11 protein-coding genes are annotated in these 11,669 nt (G+C 32.1%); 5 read left to right on the top strand and 6 right to left on the bottom strand.

Features of this window, described 5'->3' with window-relative positions; genetic code table 11:
* Positions 1 to 127: 127 nt before the first annotated feature.
* A complete protein-coding gene (locus EG2_RS17600; protein WP_010710013.1) occupies positions 128 to 1,354 on the bottom strand; it encodes a tyrosine-type recombinase/integrase in 1,227 nt (408 codons plus the stop codon).
* A gap of 678 nt (positions 1,355 to 2,032) precedes the next feature.
* On the opposite strand from EG2_RS17600, the gene EG2_RS17595 reads away from it, so the two are divergent.
* A complete protein-coding gene (locus EG2_RS17595; RefSeq protein WP_060815620.1) occupies positions 2,033 to 2,992 on the top strand; it encodes an IS30 family transposase in 960 nt (319 codons plus the stop codon).
* A gap of 184 nt (positions 2,993 to 3,176) precedes the next feature.
* On the opposite strand, the gene EG2_RS17590 is transcribed toward EG2_RS17595, so the two are convergent.
* Entirely contained in the window at positions 3,177 to 4,451 is a 1,275-nt protein-coding gene (locus EG2_RS17590; protein WP_010710011.1) for a PTS sugar transporter subunit IIC, read from the bottom strand.
* A gap of 23 nt (positions 4,452 to 4,474) precedes the next feature.
* The gene (locus EG2_RS17585) at positions 4,475 to 5,374 is read right to left on the bottom strand and encodes a DUF7916 family protein (protein WP_010710010.1); all 900 of its coding nucleotides are present in this window, start codon (positions 5,372 to 5,374) and stop codon (positions 4,475 to 4,477) included.
* Between the two features lie 213 nt (positions 5,375 to 5,587).
* On the opposite strand from EG2_RS17585, the gene EG2_RS17580 reads away from it, so the two are divergent.
* The 3 genes from EG2_RS17580 (at position 5,588) to EG2_RS17570 (ending at position 8,148) form a co-directional block, all read left to right on the top strand.
* Positions 5,588 to 6,769 (top strand): ROK family transcriptional regulator, encoded by a 1,182-nt coding sequence (locus tag EG2_RS17580; protein ID WP_010710009.1) that lies wholly within the window; start codon positions 5,588 to 5,590, stop codon positions 6,767 to 6,769.
* Between the two features lie 160 nt (positions 6,770 to 6,929).
* A complete protein-coding gene (locus EG2_RS17575) occupies positions 6,930 to 7,376 on the top strand; it encodes an organic hydroperoxide resistance protein (protein ID WP_010710006.1) in 447 nt (148 codons plus the stop codon).
* A gap of 82 nt (positions 7,377 to 7,458) precedes the next feature.
* On the top strand, positions 7,459 to 8,148 hold the full coding sequence (locus EG2_RS17570; protein WP_060815618.1) for a Crp/Fnr family transcriptional regulator: 690 nt from the start codon (positions 7,459 to 7,461) through the stop codon (positions 8,146 to 8,148).
* A 43-nt stretch (positions 8,149 to 8,191) separates the two neighbouring features.
* Here the strand turns inward: EG2_RS17570 and EG2_RS17565 are convergent, their stop codons facing one another.
* The 3 genes from EG2_RS17565 to EG2_RS17555 form a co-directional block, all read right to left on the bottom strand.
* Positions 8,192 to 8,383 (bottom strand): helix-turn-helix domain-containing protein, encoded by a 192-nt coding sequence (locus tag EG2_RS17565; RefSeq protein ID WP_010710004.1) that lies wholly within the window; start codon positions 8,381 to 8,383, stop codon positions 8,192 to 8,194.
* Between the two features lie 90 nt (positions 8,384 to 8,473).
* On the bottom strand, positions 8,474 to 8,845 hold the full coding sequence (locus EG2_RS17560) for a sigma-70 RNA polymerase sigma factor region 4 domain-containing protein (protein ID WP_060815617.1): 372 nt from the start codon (positions 8,843 to 8,845) through the stop codon (positions 8,474 to 8,476).
* A gap of 193 nt (positions 8,846 to 9,038) precedes the next feature.
* Positions 9,039 to 9,365: a hypothetical protein gene (locus EG2_RS17555; RefSeq protein ID WP_010710002.1), complete on the bottom strand. Its 327-nt coding sequence runs from the start codon at positions 9,363 to 9,365 to the stop codon at positions 9,039 to 9,041.
* A gap of 227 nt (positions 9,366 to 9,592) precedes the next feature.
* Here EG2_RS17555 and EG2_RS17550 point away from each other — a divergent pair.
* Positions 9,593 to 11,669 (top strand): lectin-like domain-containing protein (locus EG2_RS17550; protein WP_060815615.1); only part of this gene is annotated, 2,077 nt, incomplete at its 3' end.

The raw sequence follows: 11,669 nt of genomic DNA, 5'->3' as shown, positions 1-11,669 counted from the left end.
AAGAAAGCCCGTAAAGCTTCACAGTTCTCAAAACGTTAATATTCTATTTATATCAATGTTTCAAGACACTTTTCAATTATTTGGAAAGTGTCTTTTTTTATAATAAGAACACATTTGAGAACACACGTTAATTACAATTATTTAAACCTTTTTGGAATGCTTCAAAAACAGATTTATCAACTACATCAGGTGTGTTCACGTATATTTTTGTAGTAGAAATATCTGAGTGTGTTAAAGCATTAGAGATTTGATTCATATTTGCTCCACCTAGTCTAGCTATAGTTGCATAGGTATGGCGAAGTTTGTGTGGAGATAAACGAGCTAATTCAGGATGCCTTCTTTTAATTGAATTGATTCGATAGTTTAGATAATCAGCGTGAACAGGGCAATTTACTTCTCCGGATGGTTTAGAATAAGTAAAGAGGTACTGATCTGATGTTTGTTCAATTTTTAATTTTAATAATTGTTCAGCCTGAGCTGATTTCCATTTACTTAACAATGTCATTACAACTTCTGGTACTTGAATAACGGTATCTTTCCGACCTTTTGTATATGTCTTTCTTTGATATTTATCTAAAGCATGTTTGAGACGAACCGTATGTTTATTAAAATCGATATACTTCCATTGCAGAGCATAAGTTTCACTTTTTCTATCACCTAGGTATAAGGTAAGCATGAAAAGTGTATAATCGTGAAGCGTAAGTAAATGATTATTCAAGTCACTGTTTACTGCTTTTATCCAATCGGTCAGCTCTTTTGACGATAACGCTTGATTCCCTTCGCGCATCCTTTTTTCTTCTAAAGCAATTTTTTTAGGTGCAGTAATACATTGAATAATTTTAGTAGTTCGGTTGAATTCGATATAATTTAGTATTTCTGCAATATCAAACATAGAACGAACATAACCTTTGATGATTTTTATATTTGCGTATTCTTTCGATTTCTTTGTTAATTCATCTGATATTATCTCAGTATTTGAATTCAGATAATTCATTCCATACTCACCAAACATTGGCAGGATGTGCAATCGGAATATATCCTTGGTATTACTAATTGTTACATTACTCGGAGCCCTGTTTGATCTAGTAGTTTGACCTAGTTCATATCTAGGAAGCCATTTTGATTCATAAAATTCTTTAAATTTTATTTTTCCTTTTAGTTCTAGTGAGTTTGCATTCTCCTCTCTTAAAACTGTTTCAATCTTCTTTTTCATTTCCCTTTCGGCCTTAATAGCCAATTGCCTAGTCGGAAATACTTTTTGGTACTTCTCTGATGAAATTCCAGTGATTTCTCTGAATTTTTTTGGATACCTCAGATTAGTTTTATATTTTCCATTTGAAAGTTTTGTAGGCAAACTTCCTCACTCCTTTAAAAAGTAAGGCAGTATATTTCGCTATTTCTAGTATATGTGACGAGAAGAAAATTTCAAATTTTTTTGAATGTATTCATGAAAACTTTGATATCCTCTACATCAAAGCGAACTACGCCATCAATTTTTATTACCGGAAAATTATATACACGAATCCACTTATCTAAAGTATTATTATCAATCCCTAAAAATTCACAGGTTTGTTTTTTATTAAAGTAGGCTTTTGATTTTATAAAATCATCTCCTAAAAGAATAGTTTAAAATTTTTGAACTGCTTTGGGTAAGCACATAGGAATTTCACCTCTCCCCAGTTTATGGCGAGCCTTACGGAAGTATCATTATTTGCTGCTATTGTCATGGCGTTTTGTTTTCCCAAAACAAAAAGAAGTCTCTAAGTATTTGTCGCTAATTGGGTCATGGCGTACTTGAGTTCTAGCTCGAATAGCAGAGAACGTTGTTCAAAAACTTTATTTAATTATCAATGGGCAAGATAGGACTTTTATCCTAGTCATTATTAACAATAAAAAAATATATAAAAAAGAAACAAAAAAGGTAATAAAAAATAGAATCGCCGATTGTAAAATTAAGCTAGACAATTGAAAAAAGCCATTTGTGCTACACTCAAAATAGTTCCGTCGAAAGAATTATAAGGAGTGAGCACAAATGGCCTACACACATCTTACACCAGACGAACTCGTATTGATAGAGTCTTATTTCCATATACACCAACCTGCCTCCAAAGTCGCTGGACTTCTAAAACGCTCTCGACAAACGGTATACAATGTCTATCACGCATTGGAACAGGGAAAGAATGCGCTGGATTACTACAAACAATACAAGCAAAACAAATCCCGATGCGGCAGACGCCCCATTGTCTTGCCTGATGATCAAACAAGATACATTCAAAAGAGGATCAATCAAGGGTGGCCACCAGATGTGCTCATCGGTCGTGGCGAGAAAACAATTGATTGCTCGGCTCGCACTTTGTATCGGAAGTTCAAAAACAATGAGTTCAATATTTTGGATTTGCCAATGAAAGGGAAGCGTAAACCCAATGGACACCAAGAAAAACGTGGTAAGCAAGCTTACAAAAGAACGATTCACGAAAGAAACGCCCGCTATCAGAATTTCGATGAAGAATTCGGTCACCTTGAAGGTGACGCAATTGTTGGAGTGAAGCACAAAAGTGCTGTGATTACGCTAGTGGAGCGCCTATCCAAAGCAATCATTACCTTAAAACCCGCTGGCAGACAGGCAAAAGACATTGAACTAACATTGAATCACTGGTTTCAAACTTTTCCGCCACACCTTTTCAAGACCATCACTTTTGATTGTGGCAAAGAGTTTTCCAATTGGAAATCGATCAGCAATACAAATGATATCGAGATCTTTTTTGCTGATCTCGGAACCCCTTCGCAACGTGCCTTGAATGAAAATTCAAACGGGTTGCTTCGAAAAGACGGACTCCCAAAATCAATGGACTTCAGAGAAATCCCTGAATCATTCATCCAAAGTATCGCTTCTAAAAGAAATCATATTCCTAGAAAATCATTGCACTACAAGACGCCGATGGAAGTATTTTTGAGTTATGTGAGCCAAGGCAATTTGTCTAGCTTAATTTGACATTTGGAAATGTATGAAAGTAAAGAACCTAGTAAAAATCCAACAAAAATACGATTACCTAATTCCGATAAAATATCGTAAAAGTAATCGTATAAGTAGTTTTATAACATTTTTGATTTCAGACAGTTAAAGTCGGTATTTTACTATTTAATCTTGCTGAGTAAACTATATTTATTATTTTTAATTAAACTAATTCTTCTTGTTTAAACTGTTTTTCAATGGCCAAGAAGAAGGGTAAATATAAAAGGATATCTAACACAATTAAAACAATTTGTAAAACGGAGCCCATTAGGCTTCCTGTTGTTAAAAAACCACTAATAATAGGAGGCATTGTCCAAGTAGCCACTGTTCTTGTTAATGGAACTAAGCCTGTTATCATTGCGGAGTATGCTACTACCACATTGACAATGGGGGCTAAAATAAAAGGAACTAATAGCATAACATTTAATACAACAGGTAAACCGAACATGGTTGGTTCGTTTATATTAAAAAGCCCTGGTACTACAGTTATTGGAGCCAATACTTTAGTTTGCTTACTTGTTTTTTTCTTGCGAGCTAAATATCCCATCACAAGAACTAAACCAATTGTTGCCCCCCCACCACCAATATAAACAAAATTATCCATAAAGGCTACTGTAAATATATGAGGTAATGATTGCCCAGCTTGATAAGCTTCGCGATTAGCATCTAAGTTAGCAATCCAAATAGGTTGCATAACTGAATTGATAACATTACCACCATGAATACCAATAAACCAAAATAAACTATTTAAAGCAACAACAATAATAGTTCCAAAAATATTACTTCCTAATAATCCTAAAGGTTTTCCGAGAACTACTTGAGCAATATCATGAATATTTGGTAATGAAAAAGTATCTAACAAACCAAAAATAATAAGCCAAAATGTTATTAAAACAGCTCCAGGTATGATTGCACTAAAGCTTTTGGCTACAGCTGAAGGAACTGTATCTGGTAATTTAATTTGAATATTTTTATTAATAAACCATTGATATACATAACCATTGATTAAGCCAAGAATAATAGCAACAAACAATCCTTTAGCAGCCATGTAACCAGTAGGCATCCCTGCTCCAGCATCTGATGATAAGAATGGTGTTACTGTAATAAATGTTGACAGAGATATGATACCAGACGATACACCATCTACTCCGTATTGTTTAGTTAAACTATGTGCAATACCAAAGCTTGCAACTAAACCAATTAAACCAAAACTACTGTCTACGCCTTTCCATAAATAGCCAGAAACGCCAACATCCCCTAACCAGGTTTCCCATCCGGGAACTGGGAAACTAGCAATAACCATGAATAATGAACCAATAATAATGAGGGGCATTGTTAAGGTAATTCCATCACGAATAGCAACTAAAAATTTATTACTACTAAGCTTTCCAGCAATCGGCAACATTTTTTGTTCCAAATACGTATTAATCTTATTCATTTCTTTTCTCCTTTTTTATTATTTTAACGATTAATTGATCTTGCCATCATTGAAGCGGTGTGTCTCATCCCTCTAATAGCTTTACTAAGGGCAAAAATATTTTCAACAGGTGCCAATCCAGCATACCCGGCATCACCTATATGTTGAATATCTACACCACATATTTTATTTTGTATTGCTATTTGTTTAATTGTATCAGGATCTGAACTTTCCTGACTTGTACCAATGGCACTTAACACCAATGTATCTTTCTCATGTGCGCGCGCTACAATTGACTTTAAATCTGAAATATCAAATCCTGGAACGGTTCCTACAGCTGGGACTAAAATAATATCAGCACCTGCTTCGATAAAAGCGTCTACTGTTCCCACATCTATAATTTTCTCATTAGCACCGGCACCATGCATCTTACCAGCAATTATTAAACCGGAAAAAATTTTTTTAGCAATTTTAATAGTTTCGATAATTTCTTTATTACTTACGCCTGTTCCTGGATTTCCAGTAAAACAGACAAAATCAAGTTTTAATTTTTCTATTTCTTTAATAGTTTTGATACTTGCTTGTCTTCCCTCGACAATTTCTAATCTTTTTTCAATCATTTTCACAGAACGATCGATTGGTTCTAGGTTAACACCAATTGGTCGTCCAATTAGATTGTGAAGCGCTTCCGAGAAAGTGTTTTCAAAGAAAGGTAAACCATTTATTTCAGGCTTTAATACATCAATACCGTTTAATAAAATCATATCTGCACCAAAAGCTCTCGCAAGTTCTGCATTAGTGATGTCATCAACAAACGCTTCTCTAAAAACGACATTTTCTGACATAATCACTCTGCCTTCGCTAGCCTTAATACTCTGCTTTAGTTCTTGTGGAGTCATACTAAGTATTTCTGATGCGTTGGAACTAATCAATCTTTTAGTCATTAATTTATCTCCTTGTATATTTTTAACAAAAAATAATCAAATACTGCTTTTATTGAGTTTCTAAGATTGTATTGATTTCTTTTTGTTATCATTGATAATAAATTACTTTTTTTTGTTTGTCAATAACTAATTAAACTTAATTATGCGATTGTTGTTTATAAAAAATAATTAATATGCTAAACTATTGAAGACTAAAAAACTACGGAGGAATTTATGAAATTAACAAAAATTCAACGAAAGAGACAGAAAAAGGTATTAACACTTATCTACACACAATCGCCAATTTCGAGAATTGATATCTCTAAAAAAACAGGTATTACGCCAGCTATTGTAAGCGATATTACAAGTGAACTAATTAAAGGTAAGTTAATTGAAGAAATTGGAGAAGAAAATGATAGAGAAGTAAAATCTGGTAGAAAAAAAATCCTATTAACTATTTCTAGTAAACATAGTTTTTATGTTGGAATTGAGTTGTCTGAAAAATTTTTTTCTTTTGTAATTTGTGATAATAAAGGTGAAATATTTGAGAAAGAAGTAATCCTTTCTTCAAAGTATCGTGATGGTTTATCAACCGAATTATTTTATGAAGCCTGTAAGTCTTTCATAACTAAATTTAAACATTACGATCCTAAAGCGATTGGCATGGCTTTGCCTGGGCACTTTTACGAAGAAAAACAAGGAATTCAAACGAACAATCCTTTTTGGGAATATTTTGTTTTTGATCAGTTACCAGAATATTTTTGTGGCCCCATTTATTTTAGTAACAATGTTGAGTGCATGGCTATCTCTGAACGATTGTTTAATAATATTCCAAATGATGATAATTATTCCATTCTACATGTAGGACGTGGAATGTTTTGCTCTAGTATTTATAATGGACAATTATATGGGTTAACTAACGTAGTTATTGGAGAAATTGGACATGTTATTGTACATCCAGATGGTGAATTATGTGAGTGTGGTAAACGAGGATGTTTACAAACATATGCTAGTGAATCATGGATAATAAAGAAATCTCAACTTTTATACGATAATTCAACTGTGACTTATTTAAGACAGCTTTGTTCAGAGCGTAATCAATTGTCTATTGAGATCATCTTAAAAGCATATCAGTTGGGAGACGAAGGAATTATTAATATTCTGCACAATGCTATTAAATACTTGGCAGTTACAATCAATAATCTCGGCATGATAATTGATTCACGATATATCATAATTCATGGACAATTATTTACTGAAACTCAATTGTATGCATTGTTACAAAAATATATTGAACAAAATATTACACTTTTAAGTACTGAAAAAAAACAAAATATTTTACTAAAAGATTATCGAGAAACTAATGGAGCTGTTGCAGCTGTTGGCCTTTGTATTAACCGAATGCTACTTAGTTAAGTATTAGAAATTTATTTATGAATTGATGATTCTTAATTTTTATTTTGCATAACAGATTATTTTCTGCGTAGAATATTTATATTCTTCTTGATTTAGATCAATGCAAATAATATTTTTCTTTTTTATAATAAAAATATATAAAAATAAGGAGTGATGTCATATGTCTGATTACAAGAAAATTTATGAAACAAAGGCAATTAATACTGGTGGCCGAGATGGGGTGAGCTATTTAAATGATGGGTCGTTTGAAGTGAAAATTTCTACACCTAAAGAAATGGGTGGATCTGGAAGCGGAGTAAATCCAGAACAATTATTTGCACTAGGGTATAGTGCTTGTTTCCACGGTGCATTAGAAATTATCAAAATCCAACATAAAATTTACTATCCTTCACAAGTTACACATACTATTAAATTATATAAAAAACCGGATGATGTGGATTTTAAATTGAGCGTTGAGATTCAAGTTGCGATTCAAGATTTAGATTTAGAAAGTGTTCAAAGTATTGCAGAAAAAGCACATGATATTTGTCCGTATTCCAAAGCAGTAAAAGACTCTATTGAAGTTTCAGTTCTAGCTGTTCTTTACAATGCAGAGAAAGAAAAATAATTTAAAAAAACGTTCACCGATAATCTAATAGTGGTGAGCGTTTTTATGTTATACTAACCACAAAAAAAGGAGTAACGATAGCATGATTGATTTCACAAAGTACAATCATTGTATTAGTACAATGCCTTTATTTCAGGGATTATCCCTTAACGAAATTCAATGTGTTCAAAATGATATTACAGAACAAGCCTTTTCTACAGGCCAGTTTATATATCAAGCTGAAGAAATACTCCAATCTCTTTACCTTATTCAAGAAGGGAGAGTAAAAGTCTATCGAATAGGCTCTTCAGGTAAAGAACAAATAATTCGTATTTTAGAACAAGGAGATTTTGTAGGAGAACTAGCACTATTTGAAGAACAACATTATGAGTTTTTTATAGAAGCTATTTTACCAACTAAAGTATGCACAATTCATAAAGAAGACTTTAAACGAATTCTATTATTACATCCTCAGATAGCTTTAGAACTCCTATCAGAGATGGCAAGACGTCTTAATAGTACAGAACGTTTAACCGCTGAAATCACAACTGAAAGTGTAGAAACACGTTTAATTAAGTATCTATTGGGAGAAAATATTAAGCAAAAAACAATACAAATAAAATTGGGAACTACAAAAAAAGAACTCGCCTCCTATCTGGGAATGACACCGGAAACGCTTAGTAGATATTTAACAAAGCTCACTAAAAATCGTTTAATTAGGCAGCCGCATCCCAACATAATTGAGTTAATAAATATAGATCAACTAAAGGATTCAATGATCAATTTGAAATAGTTATGAAAAAAGGGAGAAGCAAAAGCATCTCCCAAAATTAAACTTATTCTTTAATTTCAAATTTTGAAATTGCTAGATAAACTGCTATCATACATTCCTGATAGCAATCTTGGTCATATTTTCCATTTCTCCACGATTGTTTATGCATTAAAGAGCTAAATCTTTTTAGAATGGCTTCAATAGCTTCTTCATTTCCAGCTCTTGCTAATATAAAATCTTTTTTTAAAGTATGCATCCCTTTCTTACCTCCCATATATTTTTAAAGTTATCTTTGGGAGGAGATCGGATCCAAATAGAAAATAAGGGAATTTTAAATAAGTAATTTTTACAATTTTTTGTAAAGACGATGTTTTAAGTTTGTAGCTCCCTGTCTAGTAATGCCTAAATATTCTCCAATCTCTTTGTCAGTTTTATCAAAAATAAACTTTTCAACAAGAAATATCTGTTCTTTTTCTTTTAATAAAGGAATAATCTCAGCTAATTGAGTATCTTCAACTAGAAAAGTTATATTTAAAATAGTAACAGGTTGCTTGATATTGATTTTATTTTCAGTAAAAAGATATTGAGGGAATTGATCGAATTGTTCGTGGTCACTTATCTTTTTCTGCTTTTTAAAATAGGAATTTGCAGTATTCTCAATGACCTTTTCAAAAAAACGAATAAGTTGGGCATTCACGCGTTCATCATTTTCTGACATTCTACTCACTTCTTCCAATAAAATTTAAAAGGAAAAGGAACAGAGAGCGTGAAAGAAGCTAATGCAATCTATACTGCCAATAACCTCTATAAGCTCTTTCTACATTGATACTACTATCAATATTTATTCTGGGAAGAATACTATGAGTTAAGTTTTTATAGGAAATGCTTAATCCATAATCATTAGTTAGAATTTAGAAGATTTCTTTATTTGATAGTGGACGGTCGGTACTCTTTAGAATTGAAGCAATGGTTAAACTGATAGTCGAGTATGCAATTGATTGTTTATTTATATTAACTCGTTCATTAATATATAGTTGATGCTGTGCTTCTTTAGAGATAGTCGCTGACGATTTCCTAGCAAAATCTTTATTTTTGTTTGAATTTCTGGGTGATTCAATACTATCTAAGGTAAAAAGTTGAGATTTTAACTCATAATAGTCTTTACTAAGATTCCTCCTTTCCTCAAGTATCATTCTCATTTGTGTATAAATTGCATCTTTCTCTTCTTCTAGTTTCATTTTCTTCTCCTTTCATAATTAACAACAAATAAAAAGCTTAAAGGGACACAAAAGAAATATTTTTTATAAGCGACTAAAAAGTGAACGTTCATATTGAAAATATTTCAAAACTATTCTAATATATATTATATGACGAAGCGGGCTTTTTTTTTCTTCTTCTGATGAAATGAACGTTCGTTTTGTTTAGGCTTCTTTCGATAAGTTTATAAACAAGGAGGATGAATAGTATGTTTTATCAAAAGAAGGAGAAGCAGTTCAAATATGCAATTAAAAAGAAAAAAGGTGGTGGTGGTGCAGCCTCATTTATTATTGGATGTATTATTTTTGGTAGCATAACATTCGGAAGTACAACGTTAGCATATGCTGAGGAATCACAAAGCTTAACAAAACAAAATGAGGTAGCTTTTGATAGCGTCACTGAAAATTCTACAACACCAACTAAAAATAACGCTATTAGCGATACTATGTTTGATGAAGGAAATAGTATTAATGCTGTAGAGAACGTAGGTGTTAACACGGAATTAACTGAAACAGAAAATAAAGTCGCCCAGTCTAAGCAAGTTCAATCTGAGTTAGAAGATTCAATAATTTCAAATTCAGAAGCAGTAATAGATGAGAGTAAAATACATGATTCAACAGATAAAATAGAAAAAGTAAGTAATATTTCCACAGATAGTCGTTCTAATGAACCAAGCGATAAACTAGAATCTGAAATTGAAAGAAACACTATTGAGGGAGAATCTGGCAATTTGTATACTAATGTAGAAGAACAGTATTTGAATAGTTCAGAAACTAGTAGTGAAATGTTGAATAAAATTAGCTCGAATGTATCAAATAATGAGCAAGATGATATAAGTAAGGTAGCAGATAATAAAAAGGGAATGGGTACTACTCCAGTTTCTAAAGATTTAAATAATACAACTAATTCAATAGTAGAGGGGAATGAACATCAAGAGAAAACAGTATCAATAAAGGCAAATATAGGGATATCTCATACGATGATTAATCAAGAAAAGGTAGAAAATTCAAAGAATCGTTTTAAGAGAAGTAGCCCGCTTGATGAAAATAACTCTACTGTCTTTTTAGGTGATGCAAAATTAGAACCAAAAGCAAAATTAATTGTTGAGAAAAAAAATATGATGAATTATTTTCTAGAAGCAGGTAGTGCGCGTAGTGATAGTTATAAACTCATAACATTAACTGAAGATTTATCGGGACAAGCAGGAAGTTTTCAATTAATTAATAGAATTGATATGAATGAAAGTTTCAGATTAGAAGGAAAACTTAACTTGGGAAATAAGTATGAAGGTTATACTATTTCAGGAAGAGCTGGTGGTGATGGAGTTGCTGCTGTGTTTACTACTAGTTTACCAGGAGTGGTTGGATTACCAGGTGCAAGCATAGGTATAGGAGGAATTCCTAATTCTTTCGGATTTAAATTAGATACTTGGCACAATACTTCTACTCCTAATAATGAGCAAAAAGCAAGTGCAGATCCTAAATTTATAGGATATAATAACGGCGCATTTGGTGCATTTTATTCTACTGATGGTTCTGGTAAAGCAATTACTTTAAAAGAAGATGCAAAAAAATTAATTAACAATCCGAAAAATAATGATTTTTTAGATTTTATTGTCGAATATAACGGGGAAACTAAAGATATGACAATTAATTATGGGGGGCAAATTTTTAGTAGAAATATTACTGATTACTTAGATAAGTCCAGATTAACAACTGGACAAAGTGTTGGTTCTGAAGAGTTGGCTTTTGCAATTTTTGGATCTACTGGGGCAGGGACAAATCTTCAACAGTTTGATCTTACTAGGTTCGAATACACTGCAGGTGGAAGTTATATAGCTATAAAATATATTGATGATGTAACTGGAGAAGAAATAAGAACAGAGAAGATAATTCAGGGAGATCCGGGAACGCAAAAAGATTTATCCGATGATATAACTTTAGCAGGATATATTCAAAAAAGAACTAATATCAATACTTCTCAAGGCTATATGGATGGAAATACACTTCAGTTTGTGAAAGGTATTCAAACTTTAACTTATACTTATATTGCTGTGAATAAAGAAATATTAACTAATCTTGTAGAAGAATCTTCACAAATTAAAGCTAGCCAAAAATACTTATATTCATCGTCTAATAAAAAAGTAGAGTATGATATGGTTATTGAAATGGGCAAAAAAGTTCTATCCAATATTGATGCTACGCAAACTGATGTTGATAATGCTGTAGAGACAATTGAACAAGCAAGAAATGGATTAGATGGTCAATTAATAATAGATAAAACAG

Origin of the sequence: Enterococcus gallinarum NBRC 100675, assembly GCF_001544275.1 — a bacterium.
GTDB classification, from domain to species: Bacteria; Bacillota; Bacilli; order Lactobacillales; family Enterococcaceae; genus Enterococcus_D; species Enterococcus_D gallinarum.
Note: the sequence above shows the minus strand (reverse complement) of the source record. Positions and strands in the feature narration are given on the sequence as shown.

Bases quoted from the DNA above. Each gene is read 5' to 3' on its own strand.
- EG2_RS17595 (WP_060815620.1), top strand. From the start codon at position 2,033: ATGGCCTACACACATCTTACACCAGACGAACTCGTATTGATAGAGTCT.
- EG2_RS17590 (WP_010710011.1), bottom strand. From the start codon at position 4,451: ATGAATAAGATTAATACGTATTTGGAACAAAAAATGTTGCCGATTGCT.
- EG2_RS17585 (WP_010710010.1), bottom strand. From the start codon at position 5,374: ATGACTAAAAGATTGATTAGTTCCAACGCATCAGAAATACTTAGTATG.
- EG2_RS17580 (WP_010710009.1), top strand. From the start codon at position 5,588: ATGAAATTAACAAAAATTCAACGAAAGAGACAGAAAAAGGTATTAACA.
- EG2_RS17575 (WP_010710006.1), top strand. From the start codon at position 6,930: ATGTCTGATTACAAGAAAATTTATGAAACAAAGGCAATTAATACTGGT.
- EG2_RS17570 (WP_060815618.1), top strand. From the start codon at position 7,459: ATGATTGATTTCACAAAGTACAATCATTGTATTAGTACAATGCCTTTA.
- EG2_RS17565 (WP_010710004.1), bottom strand. From the start codon at position 8,383: ATGCATACTTTAAAAAAAGATTTTATATTAGCAAGAGCTGGAAATGAA.
- EG2_RS17560 (WP_060815617.1), bottom strand. From the start codon at position 8,845: ATGTCAGAAAATGATGAACGCGTGAATGCCCAACTTATTCGTTTTTTT.
- EG2_RS17555 (WP_010710002.1), bottom strand. From the start codon at position 9,365: ATGAAACTAGAAGAAGAGAAAGATGCAATTTATACACAAATGAGAATG.